Source organism: Alkalilimnicola ehrlichii, assembly GCF_003399765.1.
Lineage (GTDB): Bacteria > Pseudomonadota > Gammaproteobacteria > Nitrococcales > AK92 > AK92.
In genome coordinates, this window is the sequence record NZ_NFZV01000005.1 from 90,524 (window position 1) to 111,186 (window position 20,663).

The 20,663-nt window shown below is 59.1% G+C and carries 19 protein-coding genes and 2 pseudogenes; 14 read left to right on the forward strand and 7 right to left on the reverse strand.

The features are described from left to right. Positions 1-141 precede the first annotated feature (141 nt). The 14 genes and pseudogenes from leuS (at position 142) to pmbA (ending at position 17,150) form a co-directional block, all read left to right on the forward strand. The gene (gene leuS / locus CAI21_RS06570; protein ID WP_116301556.1) at positions 142-2,598 is read left to right on the forward strand and encodes a leucine--tRNA ligase; all 2,457 of its coding nucleotides are present in this window, start codon (positions 142-144) and stop codon (positions 2,596-2,598) included. Further along, positions 2,598-3,098, forward strand: coding sequence for an LPS-assembly lipoprotein LptE (locus CAI21_RS06575; protein ID WP_116301557.1), 501 nt, complete (start codon positions 2,598-2,600; stop codon positions 3,096-3,098). Before leuS ends, CAI21_RS06575 begins: the two co-directional genes overlap by 1 nt. Positions 3,099-3,116: 18 nt before the next feature. After that, a pseudogene (gene holA, locus CAI21_RS06580) lies at positions 3,117-4,135 on the forward strand (DNA polymerase III subunit delta). Between the two features lie 9 nt (positions 4,136-4,144). Then, positions 4,145-5,428 (forward strand): glutamate-5-semialdehyde dehydrogenase, encoded by a 1,284-nt coding sequence (locus tag CAI21_RS06585; RefSeq protein ID WP_116301558.1) that lies wholly within the window; start codon positions 4,145-4,147, stop codon positions 5,426-5,428. A gap of 35 nt (positions 5,429-5,463) precedes the next feature. Then, positions 5,464-6,111 (forward strand): nicotinate-nucleotide adenylyltransferase, encoded by a 648-nt coding sequence (nadD, locus tag CAI21_RS06590; RefSeq protein WP_116301559.1) that lies wholly within the window; start codon positions 5,464-5,466, stop codon positions 6,109-6,111. 44 nt (positions 6,112-6,155) lie between these two features. Then, positions 6,156-6,542, forward strand: coding sequence for a ribosome silencing factor (gene rsfS, locus CAI21_RS06595; RefSeq protein WP_116301560.1), 387 nt, complete (start codon positions 6,156-6,158; stop codon positions 6,540-6,542). 165 nt (positions 6,543-6,707) lie between these two features. Continuing rightward, on the forward strand, positions 6,708-7,175 hold the full coding sequence (rlmH, locus tag CAI21_RS06600; RefSeq protein WP_116301561.1) for a 23S rRNA (pseudouridine(1915)-N(3))-methyltransferase RlmH: 468 nt from the start codon (positions 6,708-6,710) through the stop codon (positions 7,173-7,175). A 65-nt stretch (positions 7,176-7,240) separates the two neighbouring features. Further along, positions 7,241-7,849 (forward strand): Maf family protein, encoded by a 609-nt coding sequence (locus tag CAI21_RS06605; protein ID WP_116301562.1) that lies wholly within the window; start codon positions 7,241-7,243, stop codon positions 7,847-7,849. A gap of 4 nt (positions 7,850-7,853) precedes the next feature. After that, complete coding sequence (gene rng / locus CAI21_RS06610) at positions 7,854-9,323, forward strand: ribonuclease G (protein WP_116301563.1); 1,470 nt, start codon at positions 7,854-7,856, stop codon at positions 9,321-9,323. Positions 9,324-9,549: 226 nt separating this feature from the next. After that, a pseudogene (locus CAI21_RS26235) lies at positions 9,550-11,777 on the forward strand (YhdP family phospholipid transporter); the annotation flags it as partial. A gap of 104 nt (positions 11,778-11,881) precedes the next feature. After that, the gene (locus tag CAI21_RS06625) at positions 11,882-13,381 is read left to right on the forward strand and encodes a YhdP family phospholipid transporter (protein ID WP_472973972.1); all 1,500 of its coding nucleotides are present in this window, start codon (positions 11,882-11,884) and stop codon (positions 13,379-13,381) included. 41 nt (positions 13,382-13,422) lie between these two features. Further along, entirely contained in the window at positions 13,423-14,205 is a 783-nt protein-coding gene (locus CAI21_RS06630) for a carbon-nitrogen hydrolase family protein (protein WP_404840857.1), read from the forward strand. 105 nt (positions 14,206-14,310) lie between these two features. After that, positions 14,311-15,768, forward strand: a complete 1,458-nt coding sequence (tldD, locus tag CAI21_RS06635) for a metalloprotease TldD (protein WP_181919297.1) — start codon at positions 14,311-14,313, stop codon at positions 15,766-15,768. Between the two features lie 20 nt (positions 15,769-15,788). After that, entirely contained in the window at positions 15,789-17,150 is a 1,362-nt protein-coding gene (gene pmbA, locus CAI21_RS06640) for a metalloprotease PmbA (protein WP_116301567.1), read from the forward strand. Positions 17,151-17,274: 124 nt separating this feature from the next. On the opposite strand, the gene CAI21_RS06645 is transcribed toward pmbA, so the two are convergent. From CAI21_RS06645 to hpf, 7 genes are all read right to left on the reverse strand, one after another. Beyond that, positions 17,275-17,610 (reverse strand): type 1 pili tip component, encoded by a 336-nt coding sequence (locus tag CAI21_RS06645; protein ID WP_116301568.1) that lies wholly within the window; start codon positions 17,608-17,610, stop codon positions 17,275-17,277. A gap of 32 nt (positions 17,611-17,642) precedes the next feature. Beyond that, a complete protein-coding gene (locus CAI21_RS06650) occupies positions 17,643-17,912 on the reverse strand; it encodes an HPr family phosphocarrier protein (RefSeq protein ID WP_116301569.1) in 270 nt (89 codons plus the stop codon). Then, a complete protein-coding gene (locus CAI21_RS06655; protein WP_116301570.1) occupies positions 17,913-18,314 on the reverse strand; it encodes a PTS sugar transporter subunit IIA in 402 nt (133 codons plus the stop codon). Further along, positions 18,311-19,168, reverse strand: a complete 858-nt coding sequence (rapZ, locus tag CAI21_RS06660) for an RNase adapter RapZ (RefSeq protein ID WP_116301571.1) — start codon at positions 19,166-19,168, stop codon at positions 18,311-18,313. Before rapZ ends, CAI21_RS06655 begins: the two co-directional genes overlap by 4 nt. Then, positions 19,165-19,755 carry a hypothetical protein gene (locus tag CAI21_RS06665; protein ID WP_309544659.1) on the reverse strand — a complete coding sequence of 197 codons (591 nt, stop codon included), beginning with the start codon at positions 19,753-19,755 and terminating at the stop codon, positions 19,165-19,167. Before CAI21_RS06665 ends, rapZ begins: the two co-directional genes overlap by 4 nt. A 2-nt stretch (positions 19,756-19,757) precedes the next feature. After that, positions 19,758-20,228 (reverse strand): PTS sugar transporter subunit IIA, encoded by a 471-nt coding sequence (locus CAI21_RS06670; protein ID WP_116301673.1) that lies wholly within the window; start codon positions 20,226-20,228, stop codon positions 19,758-19,760. A gap of 91 nt (positions 20,229-20,319) precedes the next feature. Next, entirely contained in the window at positions 20,320-20,649 is a 330-nt protein-coding gene (gene hpf, locus CAI21_RS06675; protein ID WP_116301573.1) for a ribosome hibernation promoting factor, read from the reverse strand. Between the last annotated feature and the right edge of the window lie 14 nt (positions 20,650-20,663).

A 20,663-nucleotide genomic window follows, 5' to 3' on the forward strand; every position in this document is an offset into this window, starting at 1 on the left:
ATAAAAGAGCGAGTTAAGTTTGGTCCCGTTTCCTCGCTAGGGTATCCTCTCCGTCTTCGTGGGGTGTTATGTGGGCGTCGCGGCGGATTTCCCCGTTTCTCGATGCCGCCCCTTGGGTCACAGATATCTCCAGCAGGGCCGATGGACGCGATCTACAAACCTGAACAAGTCGAGGCGGAAGCTCAACGCTTCTGGAAGGAAAACAGTACGTTCAAAGCGCGCGAGGATAACTCGCGCGAGAAGTACTATTGTCTGTCGATGTTTCCTTACCCCAGCGGTCGTTTGCACATGGGGCACGTTCGGAACTACACGATCGGCGACGTGATCTCCCGCTATCAGCGTATGCGCGGAAAAAATGTGTTGCAGCCAATGGGCTGGGACGCGTTCGGTCTGCCTGCGGAGAATGCGGCGATAAAGAATAAGGTGCCGCCGGCGCAGTGGACCAAGGAAAACATCGCCTATATGCGCGGTCAGCTACAGTCGCTTGGTTTCGGTTACGACTGGGAGCGCGAGCTGGCGACCTGCGATCCGGATTATTACCGCTGGGAGCAATGGCTGTTTACCCGTCTCTATAAGAAAGGGATGGTGTACAAGAAAACTGCCACCGTTAACTGGGATCCGGTCGATCAGACCGTGTTAGCGAACGAGCAGGTGATCGACGGCCGCGGTTGGCGATCCGGCGCGTTGGTGGAACGGCGCGATATTCCCCAGTGGTTCCTTAAGATTACCGACTACGCTGATGAGCTACTGGAGAGCCTTGAGCAGTTGCCGGGCTGGCCGGAGCAGGTGCGTACCATGCAGCGCAACTGGATCGGCCGTTCCGAAGGTGTGGAACTGGCGTTCAGTCTACCGGGGCGCGATGAGCTGCTGACGGTCTATACCACGCGTCCGGATACCTTATTTGGCGTGACTTATGTCGGTGTTGCCGCCGATCATCCGCTGGCGCGGGAAGCGGCGGCGACTAACCCTGAATTAGCCGCTTTTATCGAAGAATGTCGTCACACCAAAGTGGCGGAAGCCGATGTTGCGACGATGGAAAAACGCGGCATGGATACCGGCCTGCGCGCCGTGCATCCGCTCACCGGCGAGGAAGTGCCGGTGTGGGTCGCAAACTTCGTGTTAATGGAGTATGGCTCCGGGGCGGTGATGGCGGTCCCGGCGCATGATCAGCGCGACTACGAGTTCGCGCAGGCATACCGATTGCCGGTCAAAGCCGTGATTCGGCCGGCAGAGGGCGGCGAGCCAGACCTCAGCGAACAGGCCTTCACCGATAAAGGCGTGTTGTTCGCCTCCGGCGAGTTTGACGGGCTGACGTCGGCGCAGGCGTTCGCTGCGATTGCGGATAAGCTGGAAAGTTTGGACCGCGGCCGGCGCCGGGTGAATTACCGGTTGCGTGACTGGGGCGTCTCGCGGCAACGCTATTGGGGCGCGCCGATCCCGATGATCGTTTGCCCCGATTGCGGCGATGTGCCGGTACCGGATGAGGACTTGCCGGTGGTATTGCCGGAAGATGTCGAGTTCGACGGCTCGGGTTCGCCGATCAAACAGATGCCGGAGTTCTACGAAACGACCTGTCCGCAGTGTGGGGGCAAAGCGCAACGGGAGACGGATACCTTCGACACCTTCATGGAGTCGTCCTGGTACTTCGCGCGGTTTGCGAGCGTCGGTAATAATGAGGCCATGCTCGATGAGCGGGCCGATCATTGGTTGCCGGTGGATCAGTACATCGGCGGTATCGAGCACGCCATTTTGCATCTGCTGTACGCGCGCTTCTACCATAAGTTGTTGCGCGACGAAGGTTTGGTCGCTAGCGACGAGCCCTTTAAGAATCTGCTGACCCAGGGCATGGTGCTGAAAGACGGGGCGAAGATGTCCAAGTCGAAGGGCAATACCGTGGACCCGCAGGCTTTGGTGGAGCGTTACGGGGCGGATACGGTGCGCCTGTTCACCATGTTTGCGGCACCGCCCGAGCAGTCGCTTGAGTGGTCGGATTCCGGTGTGGAAGGTTCTTATCGCTTTCTCAAGCGCTTGTGGAACTTGGTGCAAGGGCATGTCGAGCAAGGTGTGGCGGCGCAAGTGGCGCCGGCGGATTTGAACGACGTGCAGCGGGATCTGCGGCGGAAAGTGCATGAGACGATCCAGAAGGCGAGCGACGACATCGGTCGCCGCTATACCTTCAATACCGCGATCGCAGCGGTGATGGAGTTGACCAACGCGCTCGCCAAAGGGGCGGACGATACCAGCGCCGGCGGCCGTTCTGTGCTACAGGAAGGGCTAGAGGCCGCGGTGCTTATTCTTGCGCCGATCGCTCCGCACATTGCGCATACCTTGTGGAATGCGCTGGGGCATGACGAGCCCGTGGTCGATGCGGCCTGGCCGGATCATGATCCGCAAGCGCTGACGCGCGATAGTATTGAGCTGGCCGTGCAGGTGAACGGCAAACTACGCGGGCAGATTCAGGTGCCTGCCGATGCCGATAAAGCTGCATGCGAAGCGGCCGCTCTTTCGGAACCCAACGTTAAGCGCTTCATCGAAGGAAAGAGCTTGGCGCGGGTAATCGTGGTGCCCGGCCGTTTGGTAAATCTGGTGGTGAAATAATGCTGCTACGCGCCTCGCTAATTATGGCTTTCGCATTGGTGTTGAGTGCTTGCGGTTGGCAATTGCGAGGCGCGGGGGCGATTCCTTTAGACGGCATCCCCGTTGCGGTGGTGACGGAGGCTAACTTGCCGGAGGTGGAACGGGAGTTGCGGCGCGGTATGGAACGGGCCGGTGCGGTGTTGGTCGACGAGCGCGAGCAGGCAGAGGCCGTACTCGTACTTATCTCCGAGCAGCGGCGGCGGCGTGCTTCGGCGGTGGACCGTGACGCCAGGGCGCAGGAGTACGAATTGGAATATGGTTTGCGATTCCGCGTCGAATCCCCGGAAGGCGAGCCGTGGGGCGTTTCCGAAGTGGTGACCAATACCCGCAGTTATCGCTACGACCGCGACGATGTGCTCGCCACCGAAGCGCGCGAGGAAGTCGTGTTGGAAGAGCTGCGCCGCGATACGACGCGATTGTTGCTGGCGCGGGCGCAGGCGACGATGGGGCGAAACCTGTAACGGCGGGAGCGCTACGCGGTGCAGCTACGAATCGACGAGCTCGAGCGGCAACTAAAGACTGGCTTAGCGCCGGTCTACCTCGTCGCCGGGGAAGAACCGCTGTTTGTCCAGGAAGCGCTGGATGCGATCCGCTCGACCGCCCGCGAGGCGGGGTTCAGCGAACGCGAAGTATTGAACGTCGAAGCCGGCTTCGAATGGGAACAGCTGGAATCCGTAGCGGGTTCGATGTCGCTGTTCGGCGAGCGGCGGGTGGTCGAACTAAGAATGCCCGGCGGCAAGCCCGGCACTACGGGGGCGAAGGCGATTGCGGCGTATTGCCAAAATACGCCGCCCGATGTCGTGTTGGTGATTAGTTGCGAGGCCTTGGATGCCAAACAACGTAAAAGCGCATGGGTCAAGGCTGCGGAGCAAGCCGGTGTGTTTTGTTACGGCTGGCCTTTGCAGCGAAAACAGTTGCCGCAATGGCTGAAAATCGCTTACAGCGATATGAGCTGGACGTAGACACCGATGCGCTGGAAGTCATGGTCGAGCGTGCCGAAGGCAATTTATTAGCCGCGGTGCAGGAAATCGAGAAGCTGCGTTTGCTCCACGGTGCCGGGCACTTAACGTTAGAGCAAGTGTTGGGTGCGGTGGCGGATAGCGCGCGTTTCGATATCTTCGCGTTGGCCGACGCGGCGTTGACCGGGGCCGTTGCGCGTTGCTCTCGTATCGTTCGCGGCTTGCGGGCAGAGGGCGAGGAGCCGACGCTGATATTATGGGCCTTAGCGCGGGATTTGCGCGTTTTGGCAGCGGTGAGCGCCGACTTGGCCTCGCGCCGCAATCCCGATCAGACATTTCGCCAGCAGCGTGTGTTAACCAGTCGTAAGGCGTTGTTTCAGCAAGCAGCCCGCGCTCGACCGCCGGCTGTGTGGCAGAATCTATTGACGCGCTGTGCGCGGGTCGATCGAGTCATAAAAGGGGTGGCCCCCGGCAGGCCTTGGGATGAATTGATACAATTAAGTACAGCGTATGCAGCCCAATTGGCGCGACGGAGTTAAGAGATAGCTATGAGCACCGCTACCGCAGAAAATCAGTTACAGGATGTCGTCGCTTACATGCAGGCGCTTGGGCGTCAGGCTCGCGTAGCGAGCCGTGCCATGAGCCGTGCCGAAAGCGCCGCGAAGAATCAAGCATTGCTGGCCATCGCCGATGCCATCGAAACGTCGATGGAGGCATTGAAAGAGGCCAATGCGAAAGATATGGCGGCCGGTCGCGAGAACGGTTTGGACGCCGCTTTGCTCGACCGTTTGGAGTTGACGGATGAGCGTATTGTCGGGATGGCGGAAGGTTTGCGGCAGATTGCTAATTTGCCGGACCCTGTCGGGGCAATTCGCGACTTCAAGTACCTCCCGTCCGGAATCCAGCTGGGCAAGATGCGCGTGCCGTTGGGTGTCATCGGTATCATTTACGAGTCGCGCCCGAATGTGACGGCCGATGCTGCCGGCTTATGCCTGAAAGCCGGCAATGCCGCCATCTTGCGGGGCGGCTCGGAGGCTTTGCACTCCAACCAAGCGGTGGCTGCGTGCGTGAAACGCGGTTTGGAGAAAGCCGGTTTGCCGGCGGAGGCGGTGCAAGTGGTCGCGACCAAGGACCGTGCCGCGGTTGGCGAGCTGATTCGTATGAACGATTTCGTCGACGTGCTGGTGCCGCGTGGCGGCAAAGGTTTGATTGAGCGCATCAGCCGCGAGGCCACCGTGCCGGTGATTAAACACCTGGACGGGATATGCCACGTTTATGTCGACGATAAAGCCGACCTCGATAAAGCCGAGCGGGTGGCTGTGAATGCCAAGACGCAGCGTTACGGCACCTGTAACACCATGGAGACGCTGTTAGTCGCGGAGGCGGTGGCCGGCGAGATCCTGCCGCGTTTGGCGGCCCGTTATCGGGAGGCTGGGGTTGAGCTGCGCGGCTGCGCTAAAAGTCGCGCCTGGGTGGAAATGGCGCCGGCGACGGAGGAAGATTGGGCGACCGAATATCTGGCCCCGGTTCTGTCGGTAAAGGTCGTTTCCGGTCTGGACGAGGCGATCGACCATATTGAAACCTTCGGCTCTCACCATACCGATACGATCGTCACGGAAGACTATACGCGGGCGCGTCGTTTCTTAAGGGAAGTGGATTCGAGCTCGGTCATGGTAAACGCCTCTACGCGCTTCGCCGACGGCTTCGAGTACGGGCTGGGGGCTGAGATCGGTATTAGTACCGATAAGCTGCATGCACGCGGCCCGGTCGGCCTGGAAGGGTTGACGACGGAGAAATTCGTCGTGTTTGGTGACGGGCATATTCGCCAGTAGGGCAGGGAGCGCTTATCAGCAACAATTCCGCAACTTTGGAGCCGCCGATCGGGGTTTTCGGCGGCACATTCGATCCCGTCCATCTTGCCCATCTGCGGATGGCGTTGGAAGTCTGGGAAACGGTGGGGTTGGCCGAGGTGCGGCTGGTGCCTTGCCAAATTCCGCCGCATCGGGACACACCTCAGCTTTCCGCTGAGCAGCGCTTGGCGTTGTTGCGAGCGGGGAGCGAGGTCTGTCCGGCGTTTCGGGTCGATACGCGCGAACTGGAGCGGCCCGGCCCGTCGTACATGGCCGACACTTTGGCCTCGCTCCGAGCGGAACTGCCCCATACCCCCTTGTGTCTTATTCTTGGCATGGATGCTTTCGCCGGGTTGCCGCGCTGGCACCGTTGGCGTGAGTTGGCCGAGTACGCGCACATTATCGTTATGGAGCGGCCGGGCAGCGAGCTGCCCGTTACGGGCGAGTTGGCGGAATGGCTCGCGCCGCGTCAGGTTGAGGATGTGGCTGCACTAAGGCAGGCGCTGAACGGTCGGGTTTTTCGCTTAGCAGTGACTCAACTTGACATCTCGGCGACCCAAATTCGTGCTTTATTGAACGAGCGACGCTCGATACAGTTTCTTGTACCGGAGCCGGTATGGCACCTGATTCGAGAGCAGGGCCTGTACGGTTACGGGGAAGCGTGATGCCGGATAGTTCCGGATTTGAACAGTGGGATGGTGACTGCTGAATGAATGAAGTGAACGGCGAGTTCTCGGTAGAGCGGCTCCAGGCGTTGGTCAGCGAGGCGTTGGAAGACCTGAAAGCGGTCGACCCTGTCGTGCTCGATGTACATGATAAGACCTCGATTACCGACGTCATGGTGATCGTCTCCGGTAACTCCAATCGCCATGTACGCTCGATTGCGAATAGCGTCGTGCAAAAGGCGAAAGATAGCGGTATTCGGCCGCAGGGTGTTGAAGGCGAGGAAGGCGGCGAGTGGATCTTGGTCGATCTCGGCGATGTGGTCGTGCACGTCATGCAGCCGGAAGTTCGCGACCTGTATCGTCTGGAGCGCATTTGGGGCGTTGACGACGAGGCGTCGGATTACCCTTCCAGTGGCGCGACCTCCCATTAAGGAGCGCTAATCGCTCCTTTGCCGTTTTAGCAAAGGAGTAAGCTTCCTTAGCGATCTCTATTAAGAGACGCCTATATCCTGTGCCGGTAAGCGCGTACCTTTCTATTGGTGTGCGCCTACCCAGGCTTTTCGCTGTTTCTCGTCGTTTAAGAAAGATATTTGCTCATGCGCATGAGTGTGCTTAGTACCGGCGGCCGGATGCCGAGCTGGGTCAGCGAAGGGTGGCAGGAGTACGCTAACCGTATGCCGCCGAATCTTCCGCTACAGCTCGTGGAACTATCGCTCGCGCCGCGGTCGAAACAAGGTAGCACCGTCAAGGCCCAGGCTCAGGAGAGCCAGCGGATGTTAAAAGCCATTCCCTCGCCCGCGCACGTGGTAGCGTTGGACCCGAAAGGCCGCAGCTTGACCACCGAGCAGATGGCCGAGCGAATGGAGCATTGGTTGCAGGACGGTAAAGAGGTGGTGTTTTTAATCGGCGGGCCGGAAGGCTTGTCCGATGAGTGCCGGGCGCGTGCCGATGAGATGTGGTCGCTGTCCAAACTCACGTTTCCGCATATGATGGTGCGGGTGCTACTTGCCGAGCAGTTGTATCGTGCCTGGACGATTATTCAAAATCATCCGTATCATCGGTAAGAATATACGCCTAAAGCTTTCGGCTTTAGGGAGTCTGCATATCTTGTTAGCTAACAGGGGACGGCATGAAGCCGGAATATCAGCCCGATATCTATCTTGCCTCGAATTCGCCGCGTCGGCGCGAACTGCTCGATCAAATCGGCGTGCGTTACGCCTGGATCGACTCCGGTGTCGAGGAAACCTTGCAGGAAGGGGAAAGCCCCGAGGTGTTCGTATTAAGGTTGGCGCTCGATAAAGCGCGCGCCGGCCACAAGCGTTTAGACGACGAAGGCCGTCGCGATTTGCCGGTATTGGGAGCCGATACGATCGTCGTGCTCGACGAGCAGGTGCTTGGAAAACCACGTACTCACCAAGACGGCATCGCCATGCTGGCACAGCTTTCGGGTAGTACGCACCGTGTGCTGACGGCGGTAGCCTTAGTCGACGGCGAGCGGGAGGCTACACGCCTTAGTGTGAGCCAGGTTACTTTCCGTCAGCTGAGTGAGCAGGAGCGCGAACGCTATTGGGCGACCGGCGAACCGAACGACAAAGCGGGCGCTTATGCCATTCAAGGCTTCGCCGCCGTCTTTATCGAACAGTTGGAAGGCAGTTATTCCGGCGTGATGGGGCTGCCGTTGTTTGAAACGGGCCAGCTGCTTGAGGAGTTCGGCATTGACTATCAGCGTTGCTGGTAGTGCTATGAGTCAGGAGATTCTCATCAATGTAACTCCGCCGGAGACCCGCGTCGCGCTGGTCGAAAACGGTGTTTTGCAGGAAGTCAGTATCGAGCGGGAGCGCCGCCGCGGGCTGGTCGGGAACGTCTATATGGGGCGTATCTGCCGCGTCTTGCCCGGTATGCAAGCGGCTTTCGTCGAGGTCGGCTTAAGCCGAACGGCATTTTTGCACGCGTCCGATATCGCCGTGCCCGAGGCGGTGGGCGAGGAGGGCGAAGGGCGACGCAGCGACAGTATTGTCGATTTGGTGCGGGAGCAGCAGCAGATTTTGGTCCAGGTCATAAAAGACCCTATCGGAACCAAAGGCGCCCGGCTCACCACGCATATCACCATTCCGTCTCGTTATTTAGTGTTGCTACCGGATTCGCAATCCGTGGGAGTATCGGCCCGAATCGAGGACGATGCCGAGCGGACGCGGCTGAAGGAGGCCGTGCAAGCGTTTGTGGAGGACGGCGATCCATGCGGTTATATCGTGCGCACAGCGGCGGAAGGGGCCTCCCTTGAAGCGGTCGAGGAGGATCGGCGCTTTCTATTAAAGTTGTGGTCGTCGATCCAGGCGCGCGCTGCCAGTGCTCAGCCGGGTACACTGGTACACGAAGACTTGCCGCTGCTGTTGCGTTCGTTACGCGATCTGGTGGCGAGCGAAGTAGAAAAGGTGCGGGTCGACTCGCGCGAGAATTATCAGCGAGTTAAAGCCTTTTGCGATAAGTACCTGCCGGACTTGGTCTCGCGGATTGACTACTATCCCGGCGAACGGCCGTTGTTTGAGCTGTATAACATCGAGGACGAGATACAAAAGGCGCTTGAGCGCAAAGTACAATTAAAGTCCGGCGGCTACTTGATCATCGATCAGACAGAAGCGCTGACCACTATCGATGTCAACACCGGCGGTTATGTCGGGCACCGGACGCTGGAAGAGACGATCTTCAAGACCAACCTGGAGGCCGCTCAGGCGATTGCGCGTCAAGTCCGCCTGCGCAATCTTGGCGGCATAATCATCATCGACTTCATCGATATGCTCGAAGAAGAGCATAAGCGACAGGTGCTGCGCGCGTTAGAGAAAGCGCTGGAGCGCGATCATGCCAAAACCCAGATTAGCGGCGTATCCGCACTCGGTTTAGTGGAGATGACGCGTAAGCGTACGCGCGAGAGCCTGGAGCACGTGCTTTGCGAACCATGCCCGACTTGTATGGGGCGAGGGTCGCTAAAGACGGCCGAGACGGTTTGCTACGAAATTTTTCGCGAGATTTTACGGGAGTCGCGGCAGTTCGAAGCCAAGCGTTTGTTAGTGCTCGCCTCGCAGGAAGTCGTTGATTTGCTGCTCGATGAGGAAAGCGCCAGTGTCGCGCAACTGGAGGAATTCATCGGGCGGTCGATACGATTTCAGGCGGAGCCGCTTTATACGCAAGAACAGTATGACGTTGTTCTTATGTAGGTAGGGCGGTGGTGATGAAACGAGCGTTGGGGGGCGTTTTGCTCGTCGTGCCTGTCGGAAATCTTTTTAATATCATGGTCCTAACCAAGTTTGTCGAGGCTCGCTTGCAGCCACGAGGGAGCGTTGCGCTGTGACTGCCGGTCGAACTAGCCGCTGGCGACCGCGTATAGCGGCGATCATCGCCGTGTTGCTGATTGTGCTGGCTCTCCTGCTAAGCGGCTTGCGGGTGTTAGTGACGTATGCGCCCGATTTTCGCGCCGAGGCCGAGCGGATCTTATCGGAGGCGTTAGAACAGCCGTTAACGCTGGGCGGCTTACGTGCCGAGTGGTACGGCCGTCATCCGCGCTTGATCCTCGAAGACGTGGCGTTGCTTGGAGAGGAAGGCGAAGGGCCGTTACGGTTAGACGAACTCGAGGTGAGCATCGGCCTGCTGCGCTCTATTCGTAGCCGGCAAATCAGCCCGATCGAGATCACGGCGCGCGGTTTAGGCGTTACCGTGGAGCGACTGGATAACGGTTTGATCAAACTACAGGGCTGGGGCGTGTTGCCGGTTGCTGCCGGCGACGGCGACGACTTTGAAGACCTGGCCGCCGAGCCTCCGCTGTTACCTGCTCGGGTGCAATTGCGCGACGCCGAACTGACCTTTATCGACCATATGCGCAACGAGCGGCATGTGCTCGGCCCGGTCAATTTCCGCTTTGAAAGCTCCCGCCAGCAATACCTGATCGCCGGGGCGATGGGTTTGCCTGCCGGTTTCGGCGATTATGCGCGTTTTCTCCTAGAGTGGGAGGGAGGGACGGCCGATGGCAGTGGGCAGCTCTATTTGGATCTCGGCAACATCGATCTGGCCGCGTTTCACGATTGGTTGCCCGAGGGGGTGGCCGTGCCGCCCATGGCGGGGAAGTTTGGCGGCGAGTTATGGGCTTCCTTGGAGCGGGGCCGTATCCGTAGTATTCACGGCGATGTGGCGCTCGATGACTGGCGGATAGATCGCGATCAAGCCCTGCTGTTCGAACGGATGGCAACTCGCTTTTCCTGGGAAGCCGAGGGCGCCGGTTGGTTGCTCTCTTTGTCCGAGCTGGAGCTAGTGTCGCCGGCCGGCCGCTGGCCGTATACGGCGGCGCGAGTTGGCTTTGGCACCGACGACGAAGGCCTGACCCGCTTGGCCATCGCTGCCGATTACTTGCGTTTGGAAGACGTTTGGCGGGTGTTGACGCGGGTTCCTCAGCTACCGGCCGAGGTCCGAGAGCGGTTGCGCGATTTCGACGCCGAAGGCGAATTGAAAGAGGTTCGCTCGATTGTCGATTGGCGCGAGGGCCGGATACAGCATTACGAGGTAACCGCCGCTTTTACGGGGCTGGGTTTGGAGCCTGTCGATACGATCCCCGGGGCCGAGGGGCTTAGCGGTTCTTTAGTGGCCCGTCGTAGCGGCGGCTACATGCAGCTGGATGCCCAGGACGGAGCCCTGCATTTTCCTAAGCTATTCCGGGATGCGTTGCCATTCGACCGCTTAGACGGCCAATTGTATTGGTGGGTTAGGCCGGGGGAGCGTTGGCAGGCCGAGGCGCCGCAGCTTAGCATCGTCAGCCCGGACGGCGAGGCGCGCTCGCGCGTGCGAATTTTCGCCGAGCGAGGGCAAGCGCCGTTTCTCGATATTCGCAGCCATACCCGTAATGCCAATGCGGCCAACGGTTCTCGTTATTTCCCGGTGGGAGTGATGCACCCCAATCTTGTGGAATGGCTCGATCAGGCTATCCAGGCAGGCACCGTCACCCATTCCGATGTACTGGTTTTGGTCCGATCGATCAGTTTCCCTATGGGGAGGGGCAAGGGACTTTTGACGTCCGCGCGCAGGTTGAGAACGGCCGCTTGAGCTATATGCCGGATTGGCCAGTCGCCGAAGGGTTGGACGCCGAGTTGCGTTTTCATAATCGAACCATGGTTATCGACGCGCGCGCCGGCCGTATTTATGGCGCGCGCGCTGAACGCGTGCGGGCGGCTATTGACGATTTAACGCAAGCGCGTCTCGAATTGCAGGGCCGGATGCGCGGTCCCGGCGACGACATGCTGCGCTTTTTGGCCGACTCGCCCATTGGGGCCGGTATCCGTCATCAGCTCGATATGTTTCGGGTAGACGGCGAGCACACGTTGAACCTCAGAGTCGACGTTCCGTTTCAAGAAGGGCCGGTCGGAGTCAGCGGCAGCGTCGAGCTCGACCGCGGCGTGCTGCGGATGCCGCAGTGGGATCTAGCCATCGACGATGTTCGTGGGACGATCGACTTTACCGAGAAATCGCTGAGCGCGGAGCGGCTTACCGGGCGGCTCCGAGGGCAGGATGTTATCGCGCGCGCCACGACAACAGGCGCAGACGAGAACGCCTCGATCCTGGTCAGGGCCGATTTTAACGGGGCCCTGCCCGGGTTGCTCCAGCGCCCCGATTTGGAGCCTTTGTTCAGAGGGAGTGCGGATTGGCGCTTTCGCTTGCGCTTGCCGGCTTTGCAGCGGGAGCCGGGCGCGGTGTCGATCTCTATCTCGAGTCGGAGTTGGAGGGGTTGGCGGTGGAGTTGCCGCAGCCTTTCGCAAAGCAAGCTAATGAGTTTCGCTTGTTTCGCTTGCACGCGCGCTTCGACGAAAACGGGCCGGCGCCGTTGCGAGTGCGCTACTCCGATCAGCTGCGGGCGCTGTTTCAATTTGCGCCTGAGGGCGGCGGTATTTCCCATGCGGCGATTCGTTTAGATAACGCCGCACCGGTTTTGCCTACCAGCCCTGGTATGCATCTACGTGGCCGACTGTCGGATCTCGACCTTGATCAGTGGCATCGGACCTGGAAGGCATTGCAGACGGCACAATCCGGCAGCGACGCAAGCGAGGGCGTCAGCGGCGGACGCGGCGATATGTTGCCGCCGTTGACGGTTGTGGATCTGCACGCGGGGCGCGTAAACGCCTTTGGACAGCGATTTTCGGATGTCGGTATCAGCGCGTCGACCGCCATTCTGGGTTGGCATTTACAGTTGGCCGGACCGGAGTTGGCCGGGACCGTTTTGATTCCAAAAGCCGATAGCGAGCAAGCCGTAGAGATCGACCTGGAGCGTCTGCATTTACGCCATGCCGCCGCCCGTTTAGGGAATGGCACGGGTGAGCGCGCGGCGAGCCAGCCCATGGACTTGAAGCCGCGCGATATGCCACCGATAAGGTTAAGTGTGGAGCAGGCGCTACTCAATGGCACCTTGCTTGGGCAGGTCGACTTGAACGTTAGCCGGGTAAGCGATGGTTTAAAGCTCGATCATTTTGCATTGGATGGTCCCGTTCTACGAATGTCGGGTAATGGCGCTTGGCGTGACGCCGGCGGCGGAGATGCCTCTAGCGCGACGCATTTGCAAGTGCGCCTGGAGACCGACAAGGCTGGGCGTGCGATGGATTTGTTTGGCCAAGACAGCCTGTTGGGCGGCGGTAGAGGGGAAGCGCGGCTGGATTTGCGTTGGCCGGGTGCTCCCACGGACTTCGCTTTGGAAACGGTCAACGGCGAAGTTGCCTTCTTAATACGAAACGGGCATCTCCTTGCAGTAGATCCGGGAGCCGGTCGTGTGTTCGGTCTGCTTAGCGTCACGATGCTGCCACGCCGATTGTTATTGGATTTCTCCGATTTGTTCGGGCGCGGTTTCGCGTTTGATCAAATGGCCAGCCGGATGCGGTTAAATAATGGGGCAGGCGAGCTAGAGTACTTTTATGTGCATGGCCCAGCGGCGCGGGTGGAAGCTTCCGGTAAGCTGGACTTCAAACACAAAACGCTCGATCAAGTCGTCGTTGTCACGCCACGCGTGTCGTCCGCGCTGCCTATCGTCGGCGGTTTGGCCGGCGGTCCTGTCGGCGCGGTCGCCTTATTCGTTACCCAGAGGCTATTAGAGCAGGAAATCGATAGCTTAACGCGTTATCGTTATCGGGTATCCGGCGATTGGGAAGAGCCGGCCGTTGAACGAATCGGAACCAGCCGGCCTCCGCCGCCGCCTGTTCCGCCGGCAGACGGTGGCTTGCCCCTTCCTTTTTCCAACGGGAGGTAAGTCCAGTGGCTCAAGAGTCTGGTCGTATCGCTGCGGTGCAAATGGTCTCCGGTGCGGTGTTGGAGGAGAATCTCGAGGCCGCAGCTAGGCTGATAGCCCAGGCGGCGGAAGCCGGGGCAGATTGGGTGCTATTGCCTGAGAACTTTGCACTCATGGGGCCGCTGGAGACCGATAAGCTGGCGATTGCCGAACGCGACGGCGAGGGGCCGATCCAGCGCTTTCTTGCCGAAGCTGCCGCGCGCCACAAGCTTTGGTTAATCGGCGGTACGATTCCGTTGCGAGGGAGCGACCCGCAGCGCGTTCGGGCGGCATGTCTGGTTTACGATGCTGCCGGGCAACGAGTCGCCCGATACGATAAAATTCATCTATTCGACGTGGAAATCGGGGCCGAGGAGCGTTATTGCGAGTCGGCGACGTTAGAGCCGGGGGCGCAGCCGGTGGTCGTCGAGACACCGCTGGGCGGCCTTGGTTTGACCGTCTGTTACGATCTGCGATTTCCGGAACTCTTTCGGCATATGATCGGTCAGGGAATGGAGATTGCCGTCGTGCCAGCTGCTTTTACCGCAGTAACAGGAGAGGCGCATTGGCAGACTTTGCTCCGGGCCCGAGCCATCGAGAATCAATGCTATGTCGTGGCGGCAGGGCAAGGCGGGCGTCATCCGAATGGACGGGAGACGCACGGCGAATCGATGATTGTCGATCCGTGGGGCGTTGTCTTAAGCAGCGTCGATAAAGGCGAAGGGTTTGCTATCGCCGAGTTCAGCCGCGCGCGATTGGAGACGGTTCGGCGCCGGTTTCCGGCACTCTCGCATCGGCGCTTTTGATGTCTGCGCGATTATCCGGCCGACGGCACCTTGCCCCCTCTGTACGCGTCGTAGCCCCAGCAGGGCAAGGAACAGTCAGCGTTTCCCCTAACCCGAAGAGGCAGCATGAGTACAAGTATCTCGCAACTTAATCTGGATACCGCCCGCCAAACGATTTTAGCGCCGGCTGGCTTGACGGAAAGCGACTTGGAGCGCGTGTTCGGTCAGCTGATGACGCCGGGGGTCGATGCCGCCGATTTGTATTTCCAAGTCTCGCGCCACGAGGCGTGGGTATTGGAAGACGGTATCGTGAAGGAAGGAAGCCGCAATCTGGATCAAGGGGTAGGGGTGCGAGCGATGTGCGGCGAGAAGACCGGCTTTGCTTATTCGGACGAGATTGTGTTGCCGGCTCTCATGGATGCATCGTCCGCAGCCGGAGCCATTGCCCGTGGCGGCCAATCCGGCCGTTTGCAGGCATGGCAAGCAGGCCTGGGGCTGGAATTGTACCAGCCGGCGAATCCGCTTGAGAGTTTGTCCTCGGAGGCGAAAATCGATCTGCTTCGCCGCTTGGATGCGGAGGCGCGTAAACAAGACCCGCGGGTGGAGCAGGTGATTGTGAGCCTGGCAGGCGTTTACGAGACGGTGTTGATCGCAGGTAGCGATGGACGCCTCAGCGCCGACGTTCGCCCGCTTGTTCGGTTGAATGTGACCGTCTTGGCCGAGCAGAATGGGCGGCGCGAGAACGGCTCCGCCGGTGGTGGCGGCCGCTTCGGTTACGAGTATTTCCTACAAGGTGACCGCGGGCTTAACTATGCGCGCGAAGCGGTGCGGCAAGCGCTGGTTAACCTCGAGGCGGTTGATGCGCCAGCAGGGACGATGCCGGTCGTGTTGGGGCCTGGTTGGCCGGGTGTGCTACTGCATGAGGCTATCGGTCACGGGTTGGAAGGCGATTTTAATCGGAAAGGGACGTCGGCGTTTGCCGGCCGCGTCGGCGAGCGGGTCGCATCGCCTTTGTGTACGATAGTCGATGACGGTACCCTCGCGAACCGGCGCGGGTCGTTGAACGTAGACGATGAGGGTAATCCGACCGAGTGCACAACCTTGATCGAGAAAGGCGTGTTGAAAGGCTATATGCAAGACAGCCTTAACGCCCGCCTGATGAACACGCGGCCGACCGGCAACGGTCGTCGGGAATCTTATGCCCACTTGCCTATGCCGCGCATGACAAACACGTATATGCTCGCCGGGCCGCATGATCCGCAAGAGATTATCGCTTCCGTAGAGCGGGGAATCTACGCGGTTAACTTCGGCGGCGGGCAAGTGGACATTACCTCCGGTAAGTTCGTGTTTTCTGCCAGTGAGGCTTATCTCATCGAGAATGGCAAAGTGACCCGGCCGGTGAAAGGGGCGACGCTGATTGGTTCCGGGCCTGAGGTGTTGAAGCAGGTCAGTATGGTTGGGAACGATCTAGCGCTCGATAGCGGTATTGGCGTCTGCGGTAAGGACGGTCAAAGCGTTCCGGTCGGGGTCGGGCAGCCGACTTTGAAAGTGGATGCGCTTACTGTGGGCGGCACCCAGGCGTAAAGGCTTGGTAAGGAGTGATTATGTCGGTAACTGAGCCGGTTAAAGCCTCGCGCGCGGCTTTGCCGCAACAGGCTGAGTTGGAACAGTTAGTGGCCGATGCATTGACGCATGCGCAGAAATGCGGTGCGAGTGCGGCGGAAGCAAGCGTTAGCGTTGACGCCGGGTTGTCCGTTAAGGTCCGGATGCGGGAAGTCGATACGTTGGAGTATCAGCGCGATCGAGGCTTCGGCGTAACGGTCTATTTCGGCCAGCGCAAGGGGAGTGCGAGCTCCGCCGATTTCTCGCCGGCTTCGATCCGGGAGACGGTAGAAGCGGCTTGTACGATTGCCCGTTATACATCAGAGGATAACTGTCAGGGGTTGGCGGACGCCGCGTTGATGGCGCGCGATATCCCCGATCTGGATTTATATCACCCTTGGGCATTAGAGGCCGATGCTGCGATCGCGCTGGCACGGGATTGCGAGGTCGCCGCGCTCGATGCCGATCCGCGCATAGTCAACTCCGATGGGGCTGACGTATCCAGCCATGGCGGCGTTCGGGTGTATGGCAACACCCACGGCTTTATCGGCGGCTATCACGCTTCGCGGCATGGCTTGAGTTGCGTTTCCGTCGGTAAGCAGAACGATGAAATGCAGCGCGATTACTGGTTTACCGTAAGTCGTCGGCCCGACCTCTTGGAAGCCGCGCAGACGGTGGGCAAGAAAGCTGCGGAACGCACGCTGCGTCGTTTGGGCGCGAGGCGTGTGGGAACGGCGCGGGTACCGGTTTTATTCGCGCCAGAGGTCGCCCGCGGCGTGCTGGGGCACTTTCTTGGCGCGATCAGGGGTGGGGCTCAGTACCGAAAAGCGAGCTTTTTGTACGATAAATTAGGCGAGCAAGTTTTTCCAAGCTTCGTGCAAATCGAAGAACAGCCGCATCTGCCTTGTGCGTTAGGCAGCGCCGCCTTTGACTCTGAAGGCGTAGCCACCGTGCCGCGGCATTTAGTCAGGGATGGTGTACTAGAAACCTACCTCCTGGGTAGTTATTCCGCGCGTAAACTTGGAATGCAAAGCACGGGACATGCCGGCGGTGTACATAACCTCGTTGTCCAGCCCGGCGAGTTCGGCTTCGACGAGCTGGTACGGCATATGGGGCGGGGCCTGGTCGTGACGAGTCTGATGGGGCAAGGCGTGAACATGGTCACCGGCGATTACTCCCGCGGTGCGAGCGGTTTCTGGGTCGAGGACGGAGCGCTTGCCTACCCGGTACAAGAGATCACGGTAGCGGGGAATTTGCGCGATATGTTGGCGAACATTCAGGCCATTGGGTCCGACGTCGATTTGCGGGGCAATGTCCGCACCGGGTCGATATTGATTGATGGGTTAACGGTTGCCGGCGAGTAAGCCGGCCACTGGCAGGTTGCCGAAAATGATTTTTCGGCAACCTGCCAGTACGCCTTCGCGCTGAACCGGTAAACCGAAAGCTGATTGGCCACTAGCCGTTGGGCATGGCTACGAAAGAGTTTGGTTAGCGTCCAAACTCTTCTTCCAGCCGCACCAAATGCTTTCGCATGAGTTGTTGAAACTTCGGGGTTAAGCCAGCGTCCTCGTAGATCGGGTCGCCGTGCTCGTCTTCCGAGACCATTCGCTGGCCTTCGATATAAGGAAATGCCGCTTCCAGTTCGTCTAACGCAGCGGCTAGCAAATCGGTAATGAGCTCTTCTTCGCTGCGGCCAGGGTACAGTTCGCCGAGCGCAGCCAATTTGGCCGCGTCGGACAGAGGGAGCCGAACATAATAATGGCTGGGTGTTTTCTGTTCGCTAGCCGTTTCTTCCCAGCGCTCTAACAGATCCTTCATGCGCATAAGGTTTCCCTCCCTGGGTAGCAAAAACGAGTCTATTCGGCCTCTTCGAAACGCGCTTGCACCAGCTCTTCCAATGCGTTCAGGGCGTCATCGGCATCGCTGCCTTCGGCAATGAGCGTAAGTTCGGTGCCTTTGCCGGCGGCTAGCATCATAACCCCCATAATGCTTTTACCGTTGACCTCGCGGTTATTGCGCCGAAGTTTGATGTCTGCGTCGAACTGCGACGCCAAGGCGACGAATTTGCTTGCCGCACGCGCATGCAAGCCAAGTCGGTTTATTATTGTGATGTCGCGGGTCGGCACTTACTGCGCTCCCTCCTGCTTTACCAATATGACGCCGTCTTGCCCTCCGGACACGGCTTTATGCTGTAACTCTTCAAGTCCGAGCTGCGGGTAGTTCATGACTCTCAATAACATCGGCAGATTCAGCCCGGATACAACCGTTACCCCAGGCCGCCGGCCAAGTCGCATAGCGATGTTGCTGGGGGTTGAGCCGAAGGCGTCGGTGAGGACAAGCACGCCGTCGCCGGAGTCGACTTCGGTCAGCAATGCCTCGCAACGTTGCAGTAATTGGTCGGGGTCGGCATCTTGGATAACCGCGAGACTGCGCGTTGCGAGCGGACATAGCCCTAAGGTTGTACATGCTGTCTCAAGCAGCTCTTCGCCAATACGATTATGCGTTACGAGCAATAAGCCGACACTCATGATAATTCCCGGTGCCGGATCGCGACGTCGTCGCGTGTTTTACGAAAATGCTCGGCTAACCGCTCTACTAAATAAACGGAGCGGTGCTGCCCTCCCGTACAGCCGATGGCGACGGTAAGATAGCTACGATTCTCGCGCTCGAACGATGGTAGCCAGTCGTCGACGAAACGCTGGATTTGGCCGAGCATTCGGCCAACTTCTTCGGTGCTTTCGAGGTACTCGCAAACCTCGGCATCTCGGCCGCACAAAGGCCGTAAGCGTGGTTCCCAATGCGGATTAGGCAGGCAACGAACGTCAAACACGAAATCGGCGTCTTTCGGTATGCCGTGTTTAAAGCCGAAGGACTGGAACAGCAGCGATATGCGGCTATCGTGCCGGCGATCTAGCCGCTCTCTGACTAAGTTCCGCAATTGGTGCAGGGTGGTTTGGGTCGAGTCGATTACCAAGTCGGCCCGCCCGAGTATAGGGCTTAGCAGCTCTTGCTCGCGTTCGATGGCCTCGGCCAGCGAGGTTTTGCCGTTGCTGAGCGGATGGCGCCGCCGTGTCTCGCTAAAGCGCTTGATTAAGGTATCGTTATCGGCGCGTAGAAAGAGAATTTCCGCTCTCAGCCCGCGCTCCGCTAGTTGTTCGAGAATATCGGGAAATCGCGAGAGCGCACCGGGGTTGTTGCGGGCATCGATACTGACGGCATAACGCTCTTGCTGCGGATAGGGATTCTCGATCAAGTGGCGTCCGAAAGCATCGAGTAGCTCGACCGGCAGATTGTCGATACAGTAAAAACCGACATCCTCCAAGGTGTGGAGTGCCACGCTTTTGCCGGAGCCTGACAGGCCGCTAATAATCACCAGTTTCATGACGCTTCTCCGCTCAACTGGCGTTGCTGTCGGTCATTGAGTACGCGGTCGGCATGATAGCCCTGTTGCCGAGCGTGCAGATCCCTTACGGCAGTTTCAACCAGCAAAGCCAAGTTCCGCCCCGGACCCGCCGTTAGCTTCACGCAGGGGATGCTGAGATCGAGTAGCTCGTATCGTGCCGTTGGCCGGGCAATATCGCCGGCTTTGGCTGGTCCCGGCTCGTAGGCGAGCAACTCGATCGCAATATCGATTCGAGCACTTTCCGCGACCCGCTTCGCCCCCCATAGACGCTGAATATCCAATGCGCCTAGGTCCCGAATAGCGAGCATGCCTCGTAGCAACGGCGGACAGCTACCGAAAGGCAAACCTTCGTCGAGGTAAACGTCTACCGCATCGTCGGCAACCAACGCGTGGCCTCTATCGATAAGGCCAAGTGCCGTTTCGCTTTTGCCGATACCGCTAAGGCCCGTTAACAAAACGCCTCGATCAAATATCTGGACAAGCGTACCCGGCACAGTCTTGCCAGACGCGCTAGGTCGAGATGAAATCACAGAATCGCGTGTGTTTTGAACCGATGGATCCGCCACGTTCAGGCAATCTTTAGCTGCTTCTGCCAGTGCAGCAGTTCCTTGTACATATCTTCGGGCGTATTAGCCTGCCGCAGACTTTCGCAGAGTTGCTCATTGCTGAACATCTCGGCGAGGTCGGCCAGTATTTTTAGGTGCTCGTCGGTGAAATGCTCGGGAACTACCAGCGCGAATAGAAGGTCTACAGGGTGTTTGTCGAAGGAGTCGAAGTCAATGCCTTCCTCGAGCTTAATGAGCGCGCCTACAGCTTTATCGCTGCCTTCGATGCGGGCGTGGGGAAGTGCAACACCGTGTCCAAGACCGGTACTGCCAAGTCGCTCGCGCCCGGTGAGCTTGTTGAATAGGGCGCTAGCGGGGAGCGTCTCGGTACTTGCGGCGAGCATTTCGCTCAGCAGTTCGAGAGCCCGCTTTTTACTGGTGACGTCGGCGTCACACTTGATTCGGTCCGGACTGATAAGGTCAATGATGTCCATTGTGCCTGCCAATACGCTGTCAGGGGCGAGGTAAGGTATATCGGCCGCATCGCGTGCCTGCAAGCATTGCGATACGGCCGACGGTCGTCGCCTATTCTTCCGCTAAGGCGCGATGTATGGCGCCTTCGCTGCGGTGGTGGTCCGTTAGTTTTTCCTTGTGCTTAACGACTTGACGGTCAAGTTTATCCGTTAAAGCATCGATCGCCGCGTACATGTCGGTCGCGACGGCGTCGGCATGCACGGTGCCGCCGCGCAACTGTATGGTCGCTTCGGCCTTTTGTTCAAGTTTTTCGACAGTGAGGACGGCATGCACGCTAACGACGTTGTCGAAGTGCCGCTCAAGTTTAGCGAATTTGGTGGTCACGTACTCCCGCAGAGGCTCGGTGATGTCGACATGATGTCCAGTCAGATTGATTTGCATGCGGCCTCCTGTAT